Origin of the sequence: Aeromonas diversa CDC 2478-85, from assembly GCF_000819805.1 — a bacterium.
Classification (GTDB): domain Bacteria; phylum Pseudomonadota; class Gammaproteobacteria; order Enterobacterales; family Aeromonadaceae; genus Aeromonas; species Aeromonas diversa.
Window position 1 is genome coordinate 125,021 of sequence record NZ_CDCE01000011.1, and the last position, 18,128, is coordinate 143,148.

Consider the following 18,128-nt stretch of genomic DNA (forward strand, 5'->3'; position numbering starts at 1 on the left):
CAAAAGTTAGGGTACTACAGTTTAAAACCGGTAGCCACAATGTAGACTTCCCGTGAACGGGCTCTTGATGAGTCTGGCTTGCGAATCTTGACGGCCTTAAAAATCTTTTTCATTTCATCCAGATAGGAGGTGAACCCCTCCCCCTGAAACACCTTGACCACGAAGGCGCCGTCGGGGCGTAGCACCTGATGGCACATGTCCAGGGCCAGCTCGACCAGATACATGGAGCGAGCCTGATCCACCTGCTGCGCGCCACTCATGTTGGGCGCCATGTCAGACATGACCACGTCCACCTTATCGGGTCCAACCCGCTCCAGCAGGGCAGAGAGAACACTATCCTCCCTAAAGTCCCCCTGCAGGAAATCGACACCGGCGATGGGATCCATAGGCAGAATGTCACAGGCGATGACACGCCCCCGCTCACCCACCAGATCGACGGTATACTGGGACCAGCTACCGGGCGCCGCCCCCAGATCCACCACCGTCATACCGGGTTTGAGCAAGCGATCCTTACCCTGGATCTCTTCCAGCTTGAATACGGCGCGCGAGCGCAGTCCCCTCTGCTGGGCCTTTTTAACATATTGATCATCAAAGTGTTCTTTCAACCAGCGTGTCGAGCTGGCGGAACGTTTCTTTTGGGTCATGATTTCCGACTTCAAAAAACCGCGAGGGTTATTACTATTGAGGGCTAAGTGGGGTTAGAATACGCCCCTTTCAACCCTGATTGACGAAGAAATTGCCATGACGCTGAACAACAAACAGAAACAGTATCTGAAAGGACTCGCCCATAGCCTCAAGCCGGTCGTACTGCTCGGGCAACATGGCCTGACCGAAGGCGTGCTGGCCGAGATCGATGTCGCCCTGGCGCATCACGAACTGATCAAGGTCAAGGTAGCGACCTCAGATCGTGAGACCAAGCAGTTGATCTTCGACGCCATTGTGCGCGAAACCGGAGCCATCAAGGTGCAGACCATGGGCCATATCCTGACCATCTATCGTCAGGCGCAAGAACCCAAGATCTCCCTGCCCCGCAAATAAAGAGAGAGCCTGGCTCTCTCCTCACCCTGCGACCTGCATGAAGCAGGCGACCAAGCTAGCGTCGCGCCTCTTAACCTGTGATGAATACAGAGTGAGAGGCGACCATTAAGGGCGCAGCACACACCACAAACAGATGGATTCTGCTGTACAGGGGGGTCGTGGGCGTCCGGAGACGCTTATCACGCCCCAACGCCTGGCCACACCTCAGCCCCTCATCCGCAACCTGCGGGATTCTTTGCAAACACCGCGTTTGCAGTATCGGTAGCATATCCTGATGGACAGCGCCATTAGCAATCAAAACGGGGAGCCTGGGCTCCCCGTATCACTCTCTATCGACTCAGAGATACTGAACGTCGAGTACCTCGTACTCCACATCTCCGGCCGGTGTCTTGACCACGGCCACGTCGTCCACTTCCTTACCGATCAAGGCCCGCGCGATGGGGGAATTGACCGAAATAAGGTTCTGTTTGATATCTGCTTCATCGTCACCCACGATGCGGTAGATGACCTCTTCGTCCTCTTCCACTTTAAGCAGGGTGACAGTCGCCCCGAAGATGACACGACCATTGTTGGCAATCTTGGTCACATCGATGACTTGAGCGTTGGAGAGCTTGCTCTCGATTTCCTGGATGCGCCCTTCGCAGAACCCCTGCTGCTCCCGGGCTGCATGATATTCGGCGTTCTCTTTCAAATCACCGTGCTCACGCGCTTCGGCAATGGCTTCGATAATCTGCGGGCGCAACACAGTCTTGAGATGTTCAAGCTCTTGACGCAGCTTTTCGGCGCCGCGCACAGTCATCGGAGTATGATTCATAGTCGAAACCTGGGTTACATAAAGACAGAGACAGCAGCCGGAAACCCGCCACTGTCATGGGTTGTGGGAGGGCATATTAATATGTCGCTCCCACAAATCCAAGTCGAACGGTCACTCTGCGGGCACAGAGAGAGGCTCGCTGACCTTGGGCTTGCCCTGCATGATGGCAATTTCCACACGCCGATTCATGCGCCTGTTCTCAATGGTGGTATTGGGTACCAGCGGGTGAGTATCGGCCATTCCCTGGACAATCAGGCGATTCTCGCCAAACCCCGGCACTTTGATCATCTGATGAGCGACCGCGACCGCTCGCTGGGTTGAAAGATCCCAGTTGGAGCTGTAGAGCTCGTTAGACGTCGGGCTGTTATCGGTATGGCCAGAAACGGTAATCTCCCCCGGCACATCCTTGAGCAACTTGGCAACCTTGGTGATCACCGGCCAAAACTGAGGCTGCAAGAAGGCAGAGCCGGCCGGGAAGGCTGCCTTTTCACGAATGCGAATGATCACCTGCTGTCCCAGCGCCTCAATTTCGATGGAATCGTCCTTGATCTGATCGTTAAGCTGCTGCGCCAATTGCTGGGCCAAGGCATTGGATTGCGCCTGCGCCTCGGCATTGCTGCTGGCGCTGGCAGCGACTTCCTTGCCTCGCCCACCGGCCTCGGAGCCATCCTGATTCTTCTGTCCGCCCGAGGTATCCTCTTTACCGGGCTGGAAATCGAGTTCGGTCTGGGTCAGGTCGACCGTCTGCTGCATCACAGTATCGATAGGGGTTGGTTCGGGACGACCGGGCCGAAACTCCTGGGCAATGACCGAGGTCCCCTTGGGGATGTCTTTGACCTCCAGAATATTTTGCACGCCGAATGCCTTCTCCATCGAGCCCGCAATCTGCTTGAACTTCTGCACATCCATCTCGGCAAACGAGAGCAGCAGCACGAAGAAGCACATGAGCAGAGACATCAGATCGGCGAAGGTACCCATATAAGAGGGCAGGCCGGGCGGTGGGCACTTACAGTCGGCCATATTTCTTACTCCCCGCCCACATCACGCTTGGACTGGTTGAGATAGTTTTTCAGCATGGCTTCGATGACCCTGGGGTTCTGGCCATCCTGAATCCCCATCACGGCGTCGAGGATGAGACAGCGGGACAACTTCTCCTCGCCACTACGCAGGTCCAGCTTGTCGGCAATCGGCAGCGCCAGCATGTTGGCCTCGATAGCGCCATAAAGGGTGGTCAACAGGGCGACCGCCATGGCCGGGCCGATCGACTTGGGATCGCTCATGTTAGAGAGCATCGCCACCAGGCCGACCAGGGTACCTATCATGCCCATGGCAGGACCGAGGTCACCTATGGTCTTGAACACCTTGATGGCAATGGAGTGGCGCTCGGCCGTCAGCTCGATATCCTTCTCCAGCACAGAGCGCACCACTTCGGCATCATGGCCATCGACCAGCATGTCGATCCCCTTCTTCATGAAAGAGTTGGGGATCTCGGCGGCCTCCAGAGCCAGGAAGCCCCCCTTACGGGCGGCGTCAGCCAGCTCAACCGATTTGGCGATAAGCTCCTCGAGCTTGTCGCTCTTGTACATAAAGGCCTTACCGGCGACCTTGAATGAAGTCAGAAACTGACCCAGATTGAACTTCATCATGGCGATGAAGAGTGAACCGAAGATGGTGATCATGACGGAGGGTATATCCACATACATGCTCACCGGCCCCCCCAGCAGCATGCCGTAGATCACCACCCCAAATCCCAGCACTACCCCGATTAAACTGCCCAGATCCACGTCGCTGCTCCTGTCGGCCCAAGAAAAACAGTAGTTATTTGAATTTACTGCGTAATGTACAACAGGTGACAAAGCCCTGTCGCCTCTGTCCCAGCTGGCTCACCTGTATCGGCACCAAGCTTTCTGAGTTTAACCCGCACGCCGCTTTCATCCTCCCCCGACGTCCACTCTGGTGTTACTATAAGGCGTTTTCCACCCCCCAGAGGACCAAGATGGCCAGCAAGAAGAGTGACCGCCTGAGTTTTGATGCCACCCTGGCGGAGTTGGAAGCCATAGTTCAACAACTGGAGCAGGGCTCCCTGCCCCTCGAAGACGCGCTCAAGCAGTTCGAACAGGGCATCAATCTGGTGCGCGCCGGCCAGGCCAAGTTGGAACAAGCCGAGCAGAAGATCCAGATCCTGATGAACGACAGCCACGGTCAGGCGTCGCTGGCCGAGTTCAAGCCTGGACAAGGAGAGGATTGAGTGTCTTTGGAACCCTTTACCGAACAACACCGGGCCCGCATCGATCAGGCACTGCAACACCACCTCGATACCCTGCCGCTGACAGCTCCGCGTCTCAAGCAGGCCATGTCCCACGGCCTGTTGCTCGGCGGCAAACGGGTACGCCCCTTCCTGGTTTACGCCGTGGGCGAAATGCTCGGGGTCGACCCACAGGTGTTGGACGGCCCTGCCGCTGCCGTCGAGTGCATCCACGCCTACTCGCTCATTCACGACGATCTGCCGGCCATGGACGACGATGATCTGCGCCGCGGCCAACCGACTGTCCACAAGGCCTTCGATGAGGCGACCGCCATCCTGGCGGGGGATGCCCTGCAGACCCTCGCCTTCTCCATCCTGGCCGATCACCCCATGGGCCCCGAGCTGCTGCCGAACCGGGTTCGCATGCTCTCCGAGCTGGCCCGCGCCTCCGGCTATGCCGGCATGTGTGGCGGCCAGGCGCTGGACATGGAAGGGGAGCGCCAACAGCTGGGGCTCTCCCAGCTGGAGACGATCCATCGCCACAAGACGGGCGCACTGATCCGCTGCGCCGTCACGCTGGGCGCCTTGTGCCGCCCCGATATGGACGAAGCGACACTGACCGCACTGCGTGACTATGCGGCCGCTATCGGCCTCGCCTTCCAGGTGCAGGATGACATCCTCGACATCATCGGCGACACAGCCACCCTGGGCAAGCCACAAGGCTCCGATCTTGCCCATGAGAAGAGCACCTATCCCTCATTGATTGGCATAGAAGGGGCCCGTGAGCTGGCCCGCGAATTACACCAGCGCGCCTTAACGGCGCTGCACTCCCTGCCCTACAATACGGACATTCTGGAAGCGTTCGCCGACTACATAGTCGAACGAACCCACTGAACGCTGGACACGATTCAAATAAAATGAGCGTCGACATCAACCACTATCCCAACCTGGCCTTGGCCGATACCCCGATCGAGCTGAGATCCCTCCCCCGCGAGCGCCTGCCCCTGCTCTGTAACGAGCTGCGCGAGTACCTGCTGCGCTCGGTGAGCCGCTCCAGCGGCCATCTCGCCTCGGGGCTCGGCACCGTCGAGCTGACGGTGGCCCTGCATTACGTCTACAACACCCCGTTCGATCGGCTGGTGTGGGACGTGGGACACCAGGCCTATCCTCACAAGATCCTGACCGGGCGACGGGATCGCATGCACACCATCCGCCAGAAGGATGGCCTGCACCCCTTCCCGTGGCGCGGTGAAAGCGAGTATGACGTGCTGTCGGTTGGCCACTCCAGCACCTCGATTGGCGCCGCGCTGGGCATGGCCGTCGCCGCCGAGGAAGAGGGGCTGGGACGCAAGGTGGTTGCCATCATCGGCGACGGCGCCCTCACCGCAGGCATGGCATTCGAGGCGCTCAATCACGCCGGCGACGTGCACAAGGACATGCTGGTCATTCTCAACGACAACGAGATGTCCATCTCCGAGAACGTGGGGGCGGTCAACAACAACCTGGCACGCCTCATGTCGGGCAAGCTCTACACCACCATCCGCGAGGGGGGCAAGAAGGTACTCTCCGGCATGCCACCGGTGAAAGAGCTGGCCAAGCGCGCCGAGGAGCACCTCAAGGGGATGGTGGTGCCGGGCACCCTGTTCGAGGAGTTCGGGTTCAACTACATAGGCCCCATCGACGGCCATGACATCGACGCCCTGATCGAGACCCTGCGCAACATGCGCAGTCTCAAGGGGCCTCAGCTGCTGCACGTCAAGACCAAGAAGGGCAAGGGCTACGAGCCCGCCGAGAAAGATCCCATCGGCTATCACGGCGTGCCCAAGTTCAACCCGGACGCGTCCGCCCTGCCCAAGAGTGGTGGCCAACCAAGCTTCTCCGCCATCTTTGGCCAGTGGCTGTGTGACATGGCTGCGCAAGATGAACACCTCATCGGTATCACCCCGGCGATGCGTGAAGGGTCCGGGCTGGTCAAATTCAGCCAGCAGTATCCGAGCCGTTACTTCGACGTAGCCATCGCCGAACAGCACGCGGTGACCTTTGCCGCCGGCCTCGCCATCGAGGGTAAGAAGCCGGTAGTGGCCATCTATTCGAGCTTCCTGCAGCGCGCCTACGATCAGGTGATCCACGACGTGGCCCTGCAGAATCTACCGGTGCTGTTTGCCATCGATCGTGCCGGTCTGGTCGGCGCCGACGGTCCGACGCATCAGGGGGCGTTCGACATCGGCTTCCTGCGTACCGTACCCAACATGGTGATAATGACGCCTTCCGACGAGCGCGAGTGTCGCCTGATGCTCTGCACCGGCTACCGCCACAACGGCCCGGCCGCAGTGCGCTACCCGCGTGGCAGTGGCACCGGCATCGCTGCCGGAGAGGATCTCGACACCCTTCCCATCGGCAAGGGGCGCATCGAACGAGAGGGCGGCAAGATCGCTATCCTGGCCTTCGGCACCCTGCTCTCCCAGGCCCGGATCGCCGCCGAGGCGCTGGACGCCACCCTGGTCGACATGCGCTTCGTCAAACCGCTGGACGAGGCACTGCTGCGCGATCTGGCCGAGCGTCACGAGGTGCTGGTGACGGTCGAGGATAACGCCATTCAGGGCGGCGCCGGCTCGGCGGTCAACGAATTCCTGATGCGCGAGCGACTGCTGCGCCCCGTGCTCAACCTGGGCCTGCCCGATCGCTTCGTCGAGCAGGGCACCCAGGAGGAGATCTACGCCCTGCTCGGCCTCGACGGCGACGGCATTCGCACCGCCATCGAGCGCTACCTGGCCTGATTGGCCGGATGCACGAAGACGGGCCCCACGGGCCCGTTTTTTTATGCCGCCTCAGGGCACCCAGTAGTGGGGATGGTCCTCGAACCAGGCCAGAATTAGTTCCTTGAAGCGGCGCAGCTTGGCCGGCAGGGGGCGCTGGGGGGCATGCAGCAGATACAAGGGGTGCAGGGCGCCGTGCCACTCGGGCAGAACCTGCACCAGACGCCCTGCCGCCAGCGCCTCCTCGACCAGCAGCAGCGGCGCCTTGGCCAACCCCACCCCGGCCTCGGCCAGGCGCAGTGCACTGCCATAGTGGTTGACCCGCACCGTGCCCTGCACCGTCACCCGCGCCTCCTCCCCCTGACGCAACAAGCACCACTCGTCCCAGGCCGGGTTGCTGCCCTGTAGCAGGCAAGGGCGCGCCGCCAGTTCGAATGGCGTCTGCGGCGCACCAACCCGGGCCAGCAAGGCGGGGCTCGCCACCACCAGATCCTTGAGGCGACCAATGTGCCGCGCCACCAGATCCTCCGGTAGCCGCTCCATGGCGCGCAGGGCCAGATCGCTCTGCCCCAGGGAGAGATCCTGAGGGGCATTGCTGAGATCGAGCTCGAGGCGCACCTGCGGGCAGAGCTGGCCGAAGCGTGCAACCAGATCCGCCACCAGGCGCTCGCCGGTGCTGACCGGCGCGGTGAAACGCAGCACCCCGCTCTCCTCCTCGGTCAGGGCTCGCACGCTCTGCTCGGCCTGTAGCTTGAGAGCGAAGATCTGCCCCGCCTGGGCATACAGACTCTGGCCGGCCTCCGTCAGTACCAGGCGGCGAGTGGTGCGCTGCAGCAACTGGGCACAGAGCGAGGCCTCCAGAGCCGTGACATGGCGGCTCAGGGCGCCCTTGCTCACGTCGAGGGCGTCGGCGGCGGCTGAAAAGCTGCCGTGGCGCACCACCTGATAGAAACTCTCGAGCTGGGCGATATCCACGATTAACTCCAAATTCGCAACAATGCGTTCATGTTAAGCGCTTTTTCACCAGATTGGTTCCTCTATGATGTGGTTCATCCCCAATCGTTCGTCCCCAACAAGGAGCTCATCATGAAACGCATCGTCATCGTCGGCGCCGCCGGCACCCTGGGCCGCGCCGTACACGCGGCACTGGCCGAAGGCAACGAGATCATCACGGTCGGCCGCAGCCGCGGCCAGGAGCGGGTCGACATGACCGACAGCCAGGCCTGCCGCGATCTGTTCGCCCGTATCGGTCTCTTCGACGCCCTGGTGGTCGCCAGCGGTGAGGTGGCTTTCGCGCCACTGACCGAGATGAGCGACGCCCAGTGGCAGCACGGCCTCACCAGCAAGCTGATGGGTCAAATCAACCTGACCCGCGCCGCCATCCCGCACCTGCGCGACGCCGGCTCCATCACCCTGGTGAGCGGCATCCTGAGCGACGAGCCCATCGCATCTGGCAGCAGTGCCTGCACCATCAATGGCGCCATCAACCACTTCGTGCAGGCGGCCGCCTGCGAGCTGCCACGGGGCCTGCGCATCAATGCGGTGAGCCCGACCGTGCTGAGCGAATCGATGGACAAATACGCCCCCTTCTTCCCGGGGTTTGTGCCGGTGCCCGCCGAGCGGGTTGCCCAGGCCTACCGCAAATCGGTGCTCGGGATCCAGAGCGGGCGCGTCTACCCCGTATTTGGATAATAAAAAGGGGCCTCCCGGTGGAGGCCCCTACTCGCATCAGCCAAAGCAAACGTTTGGCAGCTAAAGCCAAAAAATCACTCGATGAGGCCGTAATCGGTCAACACCTCGATGATCTCCTGCTTGGGGTTGGCGCTCAGGGCGATCGGGTGGCCCACCACCTTCTCGGCGATGCCGAGGTAGGTGCGAGAGATATCCATCATCACCTCGACCGGCAGCTTGTTGTTGTGTGCCAGGGCAAAGCGCTCGTCCATCCGGTTCTTGTTGAGCAGGATGTCCGGGTCCGGGAAGTGGGTCAGCAGCCATTGGCGGAAGCCTTCCTTGGACTGCTCGACGATCTGGCCGTCGCGATGGGCCGCACCGTCCCAGATGCGGGAGCTGTCGGGGGTACCCACCTCATCCATGTAGATGAGCTTCTCGTTGCCGGCGGCATCGGCCACGTAACCGAACTCGAACTTGGTGTCGACGAAGACCTGATCGATCTTGGCCAGCGCCTCGCCAATCACCCCAAACCCTTCCTTGAGCAGGGTCTCGTAGCGCGCGATGTCGTCCAGTGAGCGGAAGCCGAAAGCCTGGTAGTGGCGCTCCAGATCGGCGCGGGAGACGTTGACGTCATCGGCTTCGGGCACGCCCTCGAGTCCGCACAGCACCCCCTTGGTGGAAGGCGTGATGAGCAGATCCGGCAGCTTCTGGTCTTTCTTTAGCCCCTCGGGCAGGGTGATGCCGCAGAACTCGCGCTCACCGCTCTGATAGGCACGCCACATGGAGCCGGTGATGTATTGACGGGCAATCGCCTCGACGCGCACCGGGCTGGCCTGCTGCACGATCCAGACGAAGGGGTGCGGGATGTCGAGGATATGGCTGTCGGCCAGACCCTGCTCCCGGAACAACTTGAACCAGTGGCTGGAGATAGCATTCAGGGCCGCGCCCTTGCCAGGCACACCGGCCAGCCCCTCTTCCCCTTGCCAGATGCAGTCGAAGGCGGAGATCCGATCGCTGATCACCATGATGGCGAGCGGCGTGTTGGCCGGTACGTCGTACCCCTTCTCGCGAATGAGGCGAGCGCTGTCGGCAGCGGTCAGCCAGTAAACACTGCGCACCTTACCGGAGTGGACGGGACGGTCGGTACGGATCGGCAGGTCATCATTCACCGCCAGTACTTGATCTGCAAGACTCATGGTTGGTAACACTTCCTGTTGTGGGGGGATAACAAAACAGGGGCACTAGGCCCCTGTTTCTTATTCGGTTTTGTCTGCCATGGCCTTGGCGAAGGCCTTGGAGAGGGTGATGTGCATCTGCGACACCACGCTCGATTTGACCGGCTTCTTGTCCTCGTCGAAGAGGGTGATGGAGGTCTTGCCGCCCGTCATCTCGCCGAGCTGGAAGCGGTACTTCCCTTCTTCGAGATTGAACGGCTCGGCACCGGCCTGCTGCCAGAACTCCTTGCCCGGATCGTCGTACTCGACATCGATCCAGCCCAGAGACTGCTGGGTATCCTTGATGGTGAAGCCGTAGCCGGGCAACAGGCGGTTCACCCGCAGCCATACCTGTTCAAACGGCGCATCGGCCACCCAGGCACTCAGCTCGTTGTTGTCAAAGCCAAGGGCGAGGCCCATGCCGGTCGCAGACTTATGCTGCTCACGGCTCTTGAGCTGCTGGTCATAGTAGAGGCTGAACTGATTGAGGGCGCGCACCGCATAACGACGTGCCTCATCCTGGCTCAGCGTCGTGCTCTTCTCACCATCCATCTCCTCCTCGTGCTGCAGTACGCGAACCGAGACGTTGACCGAGTGGCGCACATCGTCACGCTTGAGGGTAAAGAGATAACGCTGACGGATCTGATAATCGTCATCCTCTTCACCCCAGCCGTCGAGGGCTGCGGTATTGGTGAACCAGCCGGTTTCCAGGGTACCCGCGTTGCGATCCAGCTGCTCGGTGGTCACACCAAACTTGGCCAGGAAGTTCATCAGGAAAGCCCAGGCATCGGACCCCACATCCTGAGAGGTGCTCAGGGCATAGTAGGCGATGGTGGGTTCGCCGGCGCCCTGCACGATCTGGCTGCCCGGAACCACAGTCAACAGCTGGGCTGGCGGACGAACATCGACCTTGGCTCCGGTCACCCCGTCGCGGCTCGACTCGGGGAGAGGTGGCACATCATAGTCGCTGCTGAAGCGCGGGGATTGCAGGCCTGCCGGGATGAGGAAGGCACGCCCTTCCAGCTTGGCCTCCTCATACTCGAAGCCGCGATTGGCCATCTTCCGCTCTTGCGGGCTGCTGCAGGCAGCCAGCATGGCCATGCTGATGACGCCCAGGGTCAGGCGTGCAGCGCGTACTCTTCCATTTGCTTTAGACACTCGCAATCAACTCCGCACTCTTCAGGGCCTGACGCATCGCCACCTCCCCCTCCGGGGTCAGGTCGGTGAGCGGCAGGCGTAGGGTGGCCGAGGCGATCAGGTCGAGCTGGGCACAGGCCCACTTGACCGGGATCGGGCTCGGTTCGATAAACAGGGTCCGGTGCAGGGCCATCAACCTCTGGTTGATGGCCTGAGCCACATCGGCCTCCTTGGCCAGGGCGGCGCGACACATGTCGGCCATCAGGGCCGCCGCAATATTGGTGGTGACGGAAATAACGCCGTCGCCGCCTTGCAGCATGAAATCACATCCGGTCTCATCATCGCCACTGTAGAGGGCGAAATCCGCTCCGCACAGCTCACGCAGCAGCGGGGTACGGGTCAGATCGCCGGTGGCCTCCTTGAGACCGATAATGCCGGCCTGGCTGGCCAGGCGACCCACCGTCTCCGGCTTGAGATCACAGCCGGTGCGACCGGGCACATTATAAAGGATCTGGGGCAGACCACTAGCCTCGGCGATGGCGCAATAGTGGCGATAGAGCCCCTCTTGGGTGGGTTTGTTGTAATAGGGAGTGACGCTGAGACCTGCCACCACGCCGCTTTGTTCAAACCGGCGGGCCAGTTCGATGGCGTGGGCGGTGTTGTTGGAGCCGCAACCGGCGATCACCGGGATACGCCCGGCAGCCAGTTCGACGCAGCGCTCGACCACGGCGATGTGCTCGGCCCCGCTTAAGGTCACCGACTCGCCGGTAGTGCCGACGGCGACGATGGCGCTGGTGCCGCTTGCCACATGATATTCGACCAGACGTGAGAGGCTGGGCCAGTCCACCTCACCACTCGGTGACATGGGGGTGACAAGGGCAACGATACTACCGCGCAGCATGGATTTTTCTCCTGAAATTCAGGGCCGTAATGGTAAGGCGCGGCAGTTGCAAAAACAAGGAGCCCCCACCGCAAGCGTGATACCATGGCGAAAATTTCAGGACGAGAGATGACCCATGACCCACTACCTGGTAGTGACCGCCATCGGCACCGACAGGCCCGGCATCGTCAATGAAGTGACCCGCCATGTAACCGACTGTGGCTGCAACATAGTCGACAGCAGGCTCGGGATCTTCGGACAGGAGTTCACCTTTATCATGTTGCTATCCGGCGATTGGAACAGCCTGATGCAACTCGAGATCACCCTGCCCCTGCGTAGCCAGGAGTGGGACCTTATTACCATGATGAAGCGCACCGAGCGCCATCAGACCCGCGATTACCCCCTTTCGGCCGAGGCGGAAATCCTGATCCGTGACGAGCCGGGTATCGTCGGACGCTGTACCCAGTACTTCAGCGCCGGCGGCTGGGACATTCACGCCATGCAGTCCGAGACCCTGGAGCAGACTCCTTATAACCTGCTCAAGGTCAACTTCGCACTCATGCTGGCCGAGGGACAGAGCACGACCGAGCATGAACAGGCCTTCGCCGACTTCTGTCGCGAGCTGGGCGCCCAGTCGTTTCGCATCGCCTTCAACCAACGACACGCCTGAATCGAACCACAAGGAGCACCCATGCAGATGCTGCAAGCCGGAGCCCAGGCTCCCGACTTCACCCTGCCGGATCAAAACGGCAACCCGGTATCCCTTCAGGACCTGCGCGGCAAGAAAGTGCTGGTCTACTTCTATCCCAAGGCCATGACCCCCGGCTGCACCACCCAGGCTTGCAGCCTGCGTGACGTTCAGGCCGATCTGGCCGCCCACAACCTGGTGGTGCTCGGCATCAGCCCGGACAGCGCCAAACGGTTGAAGAAATTTGAAGAGCGCGATCGGCTCAACTTCACCCTGCTGGCGGACGAAGATCATGCCGTGGCTGACGCCTTCGGCGTATGGGGTCCGAAGAAGTTCATGGGCAAGGAGTATGACGGCATTCACCGCATCAGCTTCCTCATCGACGAACAGGGCAAGGTGGCCCACGTCTTCAACAAGTTCAAAACCAGCGATCACCACCAGGTGGTGCTCGACTACCTGGCCGGTTAAGCCGCGAGTCAGGTGAAAATGACGCGGGGCCGGCAAATGCCGGCCCCGCTATTTTTTGTTATTGCAGCACCGCGAGATGCTGAAAAGAGACTGCCTTGGTGGTGGATCGCACTGGGCGACCGCCACAGTGTCAACCGTTTTACAGGCGCCCGCAAGAGTCCCACCAACGATTAATTCATCGCAGGCTGTTTTCCGGTATCCCCGTCATCCCCCTGCCCAGATCAAAAAATTCATTCCACAGATAGGTTATGGTGGCCCCAGTATCTTTCGAGCGAGACCGCACCATGAACATGAGCCACTCCGAGCGCCTGATCCTCAGCAACCAGTACGAGATCCTGGCCAAGCTCAACCCGCAGCAGGCCGAGACCTATCTGCGCGCCAAGACCATCGTCGAGCGCGGCTACGCCCTGCAGTTGCTGGAGCTGGAAAAAGGGCTCGGGCACCTCGACCGGGACACCTGCCAGGAGGTGATCGATACCCTGGAGATGCACCACGCCATGGCCGTCTCCTGGGAGAACCTCGCCGCCGAGGAGCATGCCGAGATTCCGCAGGCGCGCCTGCGCTTCATCGGGTACAGCCGCAGCCACGAGGGTGAGTTGGCCGACTACGTCTGCTTCCTGCTCGAGGTGGAGAAACGCTTTGCCGAAGTCGATTGCCCCTGCGAAGAGCTCTCCAGTGATGTGGCCATGCGCGGCAAGTATCAGCGCATGCTCACGGCCTGGCGAGCGTGTCCGCGCCACTACAAGCTCTCGGTGCAGGAGCTGCGAAAAATCCTCAATGCCTGATCGGGATCAGCAAAGGCGCCTGCGGGCGCCTTTATGCTATCCGGGTTGGATTATTCGTAGAGAAAGGACTTATCGAGTTGGTCGAAAGCCGCCCTGAGCGTCTCAGCCAACTCCTGATAGCGGGGATTGGCCACCAGTCGACGGGCTGGGCCACCCTGCTCACTCATGCGACCGTTGATCTCGCGATACCAGCTCGCCAGTGACGGCGGCAGCGGCGTGACGGCACGCCGACCAAGCCAGTAGTAACCCTGCAGAGGCAGGCTTAGCATGAAGAGGACTGTGGTGATGACGGAGGGCCAATAGAGGCCGTCTCCAAACTGGTACTGCAGCATGATGCAGATGACCACGACGGGGGGCAGCACCCTGGCACCAAATTCGATGGCATGAATCACCCGGTTTTCCGGGAAGAGGGAATTGAGCTCGGCACGACGCGGCCACACGGCGAGGTAGCGGCGGCCAATCTGTAATTTACTTCCAAAAAAATCCATCACAGGGCTCCTCTATGTCGACCAGACCACCACTTAAATCGCAAAACCTCAACTTTTTTTGATGTAAGCCAACAATGATTGAGGATGACTTTGTTATTTTCCAACAAACGGGTTATCCTTTGTGCGCCTTTTTTTGCGTGCCGGCCACGCCGTTCACGCCTGTCATCGGAGCCTTGTTATCACTATACAAGGCGAAGGCTGAAAAATGCCAACTCTCCCGATGACCCAACACCTGAACCGTCAGTCGCCCCGCGCCCGAGTCGGACGCCTGTATAACCATTCTGCGATAGGATTAATTCATGAGTAAGCTGGTTCTTGTTCTTAACTGTGGCAGCTCTTCCCTCAAATTCGCCGTCATCGACGCCAACACCGGTGATGACCTGCTCTCCGGCCTGGCCGAGTGCTTCAACCTGGCGGATGCCCGCATCAAGTGGAAGCTCAACGGTGAGAAGGGCAACGCCGATCTGGGAGCCGGTGCGGCTCACCAGGAGGCCCTGGACTTTATCGTTCACAAGATCCTGCCGCTCAACCCCGAGCTGGCCAAGAACCTGGTTGCCATCGGCCATCGCGTCGTGCACGGCGGCGAGCGCTTCACCTCCTCCGTGGTGATCTGCGACGACGTCATCGCCGGCATCGAAGCCGCCATCCCCTACGCGCCGCTGCACAACCCGGCTCACCTGATCGGCATCCGCGCCGCCATGAAGGTATTCCCCGAGCTGGCCGACAAGAACGTCGCCGTGTTCGATACCGCCTTCCACCAGACCATGCCGCAAGAGGCTTACCTCTATGCCCTGCCGTACAAGCTCTACACAGAGAACGGCATCCGTCGCTACGGCGCCCATGGTACCAGCCACTACTACATCAGCCTGGAAGCGGCCAAGCAGCTGAACAAGCCGGTGGAAGAACTGAACATCATCAACTGCCACCTGGGCAACGGCGGCTCCGTCTGTGCCATCAAGAACGGCCAGTCCGTCGACACCTCCATGGGTCTGACCCCGCTGGAAGGCCTGGTGATGGGTACCCGCTCCGGTGACATCGATCCGGCCATCATCTTCTTCCTGCACGACAAGCTGGGCATGAGCGTCGATCAGATCAACGCCATGCTGACCAAGGAGTCCGGCCTGATGGGTCTGACCGAAGTCACCTCCGACTGCCGTTTCGTTGAAGACAACTACGACAGCAAGGAAGAAGCCAAGCGCGCCATGGACGTGTACTGCTACCGTCTGGCCAAGTACATCGGTGCCTACGCCGCCGCCATGGACGGTCGTCTCGACGCCGTGGTCTTCACCGGTGGTATCGGTGAGAACTCCGCCCCGATCCGCGAGATCACCCTGGGCAAGCTGGGCCTGCTGGGCTTCGACGTCGACCACGACGCCAACCTGGCCGCACGCTTCGGCAAGGGCGGCGAGATCACCAAGGCTGGCTCCACCAAGGCTCTGGTTATCCCGACCAACGAAGAGTGGGTCATCGCCCACGACGCGCTGGAACTGGTCGGCGCCTAAGATTTAGCTGTAAAGCAAGGCCGCCTCAGGGCGGCCTTTTCCTGATCCCAAAACAATCAAGGGGTATAAAGTGGCACGCACTATTATGCTTATCCCGGTCGGCACCGGTGTCGGCGTGACTTCCGTGAGCCTCGGCGTGGTTCGCGCCATGGAGCGTCACGGTGTCAACGTGAGCTTCTTCAAGCCGGTCGCCCAACCGCGTCCGGGCGAAACCGGACCCGAGCGCTCCAGCGCCGTCATCCGCGCCGCCGCCAACATCAATCCGCCCGAGCCGTTCGCTCTCTCCTACGCCGAGAACATGATCACCACCAGCAACACCGATATCCTGCTGGAAGAGATCGTGGCCCGCTTCGAAGAGCACGTGAAAGCCAGCGGCGCGGAAGTGGTGGTGGTCGAAGGCCTGGTTCCGACCGACAAGCAACCCTTTGCCAACAAGCTGAACTACGATGTCGCCAAGGCGCTGGACGCCGACATGGTATTCGTGACCCATCCGGGCAACGACTCCAGCCAGAAGCTCAAAGAGCGCATCGAGCTGGCCTGCTCCAACTTCGGCGGCGTCGCCAACAAGCGCATCGTCGGCTGCATCATCAACAAGGTCGGTGCACCGGTTGACGAGCACGGCGTAACCCGCCCCGATCTGACCGAGATGTTCGAAGCTCACCACCAGGGTGCCGATCCGGCGCACAACCTGGAAGTGCTGCAAGTCTTCGGCAAGAGCCCGCTGCGCATCCTGGGTTGCATCCCCTGGAACACCCAGCTGATCGCCCCGCGCGCCAAGGATCTCGCCAAGCACTTGGCCGCCAAGATCATCAACAAGGGTGAGCTCGACGCTCGCCGCCTGCAGACCGTGACCTTCTGCGCCCGCTCCATTCACAACATGGTCGAGCACTTCCGTCCGGGCAGTCTGCTGGTGACCTCCGGCGACCGCTCCGACGTGATCGTCTCCGCCTGCCTGTCCGCCATGAACGGCACCAAGCTGGGCGCTCTGCTGCTGACCGGTAACTACCATCCGGAGCCGCAGGTGATGGCCCTGTGCCAACAGGCCATGGCCACCGGCCTGCCGATCATGATGATTGGGACCAACACCTGGCAGACCGCCGTCAGCCTGCAGAACTTCAACGTCGATATCCCGGAAGATGACCGCGAGCGTATCGAGCTGGTGCAGGACTATGTGGCCGGTCACATCGACAAGCACTGGATCGAGTCTCTCTCCGCCAAGTCAACCCGCTCCCGCCGCCTGAGCCCGCCGGCCTTCCGTTACCAGCTGACCGAGCTGGCTCGCCAGGCCAACAAGCGCGTGGTGCTGCCGGAAGGGGAAGAGCCGCGGACCATCAAGGCCGCCGCCATCTGTGCCGAGCGTGGCATCGCCCGTCCGGTGCTGTTGGGTAACCCGGAAGAGATCCGTCGCGTCGCCGATCAGCAAGGCGTGATCCTGACCGATCGCGTCGAGATCCTCGATCCGGTAGAAGTGCGCGAGCGCTACGTGAGCCGCCTGGTCGAGCTGCGCAAGAACAAGGGCATGACCGAAGTGGTCGCCCGCGAGCAGCTGGAAGACAACGTGGTGCTGGGCACCATGATGCTGGAGCGCAACGAAGTCGACGGCCTAGTCTCCGGCGCGGTACACACCACCGCCAACACCATCCGTCCGCCGATGCAGATCATCAAGACAGCCCCGGGCTCTTCCCTGATCTCCTCGATCTTCTTCATGCTGCTGCCGGATCAGGTGCTGGTCTACGGTGACTGTGCCATCAACCCGGACCCGAGCGCCGAGCAGCTGGCCGAGATCGCCATCCAGTCCGCCGAATCGGCCGCCGCCTTCGGCATCGAGCCACGCGTGGCCATGATCTCCTACTCGACCGGTACCTCTGGCGCCGGCGCCGATGTGGACAAGGTACGCGAAGCAACCCGCATCGCCCAGGAGAAGCGCCCGGATCTGGTGATCGATGGCCCGCTGCAGTACGACGCGGCCATCATGGAGAACGTGGCCAAGTCCAAGGCTCCGAACTCCCCGGTTGCCGGCAAGGCCACCGTGTTCGTGTTCCCGGATCTGAACACCGGCAACACCACCTACAAGGCGGTACAGCGCTCCGCCGAGCTGGTCTCTATCGGTCCCATGCTGCAAGGCATGCGCAAGCCGGTCAACGACCTCTCCCGTGGCGCCCTGGTAGACGATATCGTCTACACCATCGCCCTGACCGGGATCCAGGCTGCCCAACAGGACGCAGCCCAGGCCTGATCACCTCAGTGACGGTATAAACCCCGCTTCGGCGGGGTTTTTTTATGCTCGTTTGATCTCAGGGATCAACATGGTGGATCCGCGAGAGGATCCTGCGCCCCCTTGTCCCCCGAGGCCTAAGGAAAGAGCAATCACTCACCCACCGGCAATCCCTTGCACAAGGAGGCCACATTCTGAAACAGAAATAAAATCTTCATATAAATCAT

The 18,128-nt window shown here is 61.0% G+C and carries 19 protein-coding genes; 10 read left to right on the forward strand and 9 right to left on the reverse strand.

Annotated features, from left to right (window positions below; translation table 11 throughout):
- Positions 1 to 14 precede the first annotated feature (14 nt).
- Complete coding sequence (rlmE, locus tag BN1121_RS03110) at positions 15 to 644, reverse strand: 23S rRNA (uridine(2552)-2'-O)-methyltransferase RlmE (RefSeq protein ID WP_005347519.1); 630 nt, start codon at positions 642 to 644, stop codon at positions 15 to 17.
- Positions 645 to 741: 97 nt separating this feature from the next.
- On the opposite strand from rlmE, the gene yhbY reads away from it, so the two are divergent.
- Positions 742 to 1,038, forward strand: a complete 297-nt coding sequence (yhbY, locus tag BN1121_RS03115; protein ID WP_005347524.1) for a ribosome assembly RNA-binding protein YhbY — start codon at positions 742 to 744, stop codon at positions 1,036 to 1,038.
- Positions 1,039 to 1,375: 337 nt separating this feature from the next.
- Here the strand turns inward: yhbY and greA are convergent, their stop codons facing one another.
- The 3 genes from greA to pomA all read right to left on the reverse strand — a co-directional run bounded on the left by greA (position 1,376) and on the right by pomA (position 3,636).
- Entirely contained in the window at positions 1,376 to 1,852 is a 477-nt protein-coding gene (gene greA, locus BN1121_RS03120; protein WP_005347527.1) for a transcription elongation factor GreA, read from the reverse strand.
- A gap of 111 nt (positions 1,853 to 1,963) precedes the next feature.
- Positions 1,964 to 2,872 carry a flagellar motor protein MotB gene (locus BN1121_RS03125; RefSeq protein ID WP_005347531.1) on the reverse strand — a complete coding sequence of 303 codons (909 nt, stop codon included), beginning with the start codon at positions 2,870 to 2,872 and terminating at the stop codon, positions 1,964 to 1,966.
- Between the two features lie 5 nt (positions 2,873 to 2,877).
- Positions 2,878 to 3,636, reverse strand: a complete 759-nt coding sequence (gene pomA / locus BN1121_RS03130) for a flagellar motor protein PomA (RefSeq protein WP_005347553.1) — start codon at positions 3,634 to 3,636, stop codon at positions 2,878 to 2,880.
- A 212-nt stretch (positions 3,637 to 3,848) separates the two neighbouring features.
- On the opposite strand from pomA, the gene xseB reads away from it, so the two are divergent.
- From xseB to dxs, 3 genes are read left to right on the forward strand one after another with little or no spacing between them, the layout of a single operon-like run.
- A complete protein-coding gene (gene xseB / locus BN1121_RS03135; RefSeq protein WP_005347572.1) occupies positions 3,849 to 4,100 on the forward strand; it encodes an exodeoxyribonuclease VII small subunit in 252 nt (83 codons plus the stop codon).
- Positions 4,101 to 4,991: a (2E,6E)-farnesyl diphosphate synthase gene (ispA, locus tag BN1121_RS03140; protein WP_005347575.1), complete on the forward strand. Its 891-nt coding sequence runs from the start codon at positions 4,101 to 4,103 to the stop codon at positions 4,989 to 4,991.
- A gap of 23 nt (positions 4,992 to 5,014) precedes the next feature.
- Positions 5,015 to 6,874 carry a 1-deoxy-D-xylulose-5-phosphate synthase gene (gene dxs, locus BN1121_RS03145; RefSeq protein ID WP_005347577.1) on the forward strand — a complete coding sequence of 620 codons (1,860 nt, stop codon included), beginning with the start codon at positions 5,015 to 5,017 and terminating at the stop codon, positions 6,872 to 6,874.
- A gap of 51 nt (positions 6,875 to 6,925) precedes the next feature.
- On the opposite strand, the gene BN1121_RS03150 is transcribed toward dxs, so the two are convergent.
- On the reverse strand, positions 6,926 to 7,828 hold the full coding sequence (locus BN1121_RS03150) for a LysR family transcriptional regulator (RefSeq protein WP_005347579.1): 903 nt from the start codon (positions 7,826 to 7,828) through the stop codon (positions 6,926 to 6,928).
- Between the two features lie 111 nt (positions 7,829 to 7,939).
- Between BN1121_RS03150 and BN1121_RS03155 the strand changes: the two genes are divergently transcribed.
- Complete coding sequence (locus tag BN1121_RS03155; protein WP_005347581.1) at positions 7,940 to 8,545, forward strand: short chain dehydrogenase; 606 nt, start codon at positions 7,940 to 7,942, stop codon at positions 8,543 to 8,545.
- Positions 8,546 to 8,619: 74 nt separating this feature from the next.
- On the opposite strand, the gene BN1121_RS03160 is transcribed toward BN1121_RS03155, so the two are convergent.
- The 3 genes from BN1121_RS03160 to dapA are packed head-to-tail and all read right to left on the reverse strand — an operon-like array spanning position 8,620 to position 11,776.
- Positions 8,620 to 9,720, reverse strand: a complete 1,101-nt coding sequence (locus BN1121_RS03160; protein WP_005347583.1) for a phosphoribosylaminoimidazolesuccinocarboxamide synthase — start codon at positions 9,718 to 9,720, stop codon at positions 8,620 to 8,622.
- Between the two features lie 60 nt (positions 9,721 to 9,780).
- Positions 9,781 to 10,896 (reverse strand): NlpB/DapX family lipoprotein, encoded by a 1,116-nt coding sequence (gene bamC, locus BN1121_RS03165; protein WP_043157099.1) that lies wholly within the window; start codon positions 10,894 to 10,896, stop codon positions 9,781 to 9,783.
- The gene (dapA, locus tag BN1121_RS03170) at positions 10,889 to 11,776 is read right to left on the reverse strand and encodes a 4-hydroxy-tetrahydrodipicolinate synthase (RefSeq protein ID WP_005347587.1); all 888 of its coding nucleotides are present in this window, start codon (positions 11,774 to 11,776) and stop codon (positions 10,889 to 10,891) included. Before dapA ends, bamC begins: the two co-directional genes overlap by 8 nt.
- A 115-nt stretch (positions 11,777 to 11,891) precedes the next feature.
- Between dapA and BN1121_RS03175 the strand changes: the two genes are divergently transcribed.
- The 3 genes from BN1121_RS03175 to BN1121_RS03185 all read left to right on the forward strand — a co-directional run bounded on the left by BN1121_RS03175 (position 11,892) and on the right by BN1121_RS03185 (position 13,696).
- Positions 11,892 to 12,425 (forward strand): glycine cleavage system transcriptional repressor, encoded by a 534-nt coding sequence (locus BN1121_RS03175; protein WP_005347590.1) that lies wholly within the window; start codon positions 11,892 to 11,894, stop codon positions 12,423 to 12,425.
- A gap of 21 nt (positions 12,426 to 12,446) precedes the next feature.
- Positions 12,447 to 12,911, forward strand: a complete 465-nt coding sequence (bcp, locus tag BN1121_RS03180) for a thioredoxin-dependent thiol peroxidase (RefSeq protein ID WP_005347592.1) — start codon at positions 12,447 to 12,449, stop codon at positions 12,909 to 12,911.
- Between the two features lie 284 nt (positions 12,912 to 13,195).
- Positions 13,196 to 13,696, forward strand: coding sequence for a YfbU family protein (locus BN1121_RS03185; RefSeq protein ID WP_005347593.1), 501 nt, complete (start codon positions 13,196 to 13,198; stop codon positions 13,694 to 13,696).
- Between the two features lie 50 nt (positions 13,697 to 13,746).
- Here the strand turns inward: BN1121_RS03185 and yfbV are convergent, their stop codons facing one another.
- Positions 13,747 to 14,184 (reverse strand): terminus macrodomain insulation protein YfbV, encoded by a 438-nt coding sequence (gene yfbV, locus BN1121_RS03190; RefSeq protein WP_005347596.1) that lies wholly within the window; start codon positions 14,182 to 14,184, stop codon positions 13,747 to 13,749.
- A gap of 299 nt (positions 14,185 to 14,483) precedes the next feature.
- On the opposite strand from yfbV, the gene BN1121_RS03195 reads away from it, so the two are divergent.
- Both BN1121_RS03195 and pta read left to right on the forward strand, forming a co-directional pair.
- The gene (locus tag BN1121_RS03195) at positions 14,484 to 15,686 is read left to right on the forward strand and encodes an acetate kinase (protein WP_005347597.1); all 1,203 of its coding nucleotides are present in this window, start codon (positions 14,484 to 14,486) and stop codon (positions 15,684 to 15,686) included.
- 70 nt (positions 15,687 to 15,756) lie between these two features.
- The gene (gene pta, locus BN1121_RS03200) at positions 15,757 to 17,922 is read left to right on the forward strand and encodes a phosphate acetyltransferase (protein WP_005347600.1); all 2,166 of its coding nucleotides are present in this window, start codon (positions 15,757 to 15,759) and stop codon (positions 17,920 to 17,922) included.
- Positions 17,923 to 18,128: the final 206 nt, after the last annotated feature.

Coding starts and splice junctions, on each gene's coding strand:
- rlmE (WP_005347519.1), bottom strand. CDS start 644: ATGACCCAAAAGAAACGTTCCGCCAGCTCGACACGCTGGTTGAAAGAA.
- yhbY (WP_005347524.1), top strand. CDS start 742: ATGACGCTGAACAACAAACAGAAACAGTATCTGAAAGGACTCGCCCAT.
- greA (WP_005347527.1), bottom strand. CDS start 1,852: ATGAATCATACTCCGATGACTGTGCGCGGCGCCGAAAAGCTGCGTCAA.
- BN1121_RS03125 (WP_005347531.1), bottom strand. CDS start 2,872: ATGGCCGACTGTAAGTGCCCACCGCCCGGCCTGCCCTCTTATATGGGT.
- xseB (WP_005347572.1), top strand. CDS start 3,849: ATGGCCAGCAAGAAGAGTGACCGCCTGAGTTTTGATGCCACCCTGGCG.
- dxs (WP_005347577.1), top strand. CDS start 5,015: ATGAGCGTCGACATCAACCACTATCCCAACCTGGCCTTGGCCGATACC.
- BN1121_RS03155 (WP_005347581.1), top strand. CDS start 7,940: ATGAAACGCATCGTCATCGTCGGCGCCGCCGGCACCCTGGGCCGCGCC.
- BN1121_RS03160 (WP_005347583.1), bottom strand. CDS start 9,720: ATGAGTCTTGCAGATCAAGTACTGGCGGTGAATGATGACCTGCCGATC.
- dapA (WP_005347587.1), bottom strand. CDS start 11,776: ATGCTGCGCGGTAGTATCGTTGCCCTTGTCACCCCCATGTCACCGAGT.
- BN1121_RS03175 (WP_005347590.1), top strand. CDS start 11,892: ATGACCCACTACCTGGTAGTGACCGCCATCGGCACCGACAGGCCCGGC.
- bcp (WP_005347592.1), top strand. CDS start 12,447: ATGCAGATGCTGCAAGCCGGAGCCCAGGCTCCCGACTTCACCCTGCCG.
- BN1121_RS03185 (WP_005347593.1), top strand. CDS start 13,196: ATGAACATGAGCCACTCCGAGCGCCTGATCCTCAGCAACCAGTACGAG.
- yfbV (WP_005347596.1), bottom strand. CDS start 14,184: ATGGATTTTTTTGGAAGTAAATTACAGATTGGCCGCCGCTACCTCGCC.
- BN1121_RS03195 (WP_005347597.1), top strand. CDS start 14,484: ATGAGTAAGCTGGTTCTTGTTCTTAACTGTGGCAGCTCTTCCCTCAAA.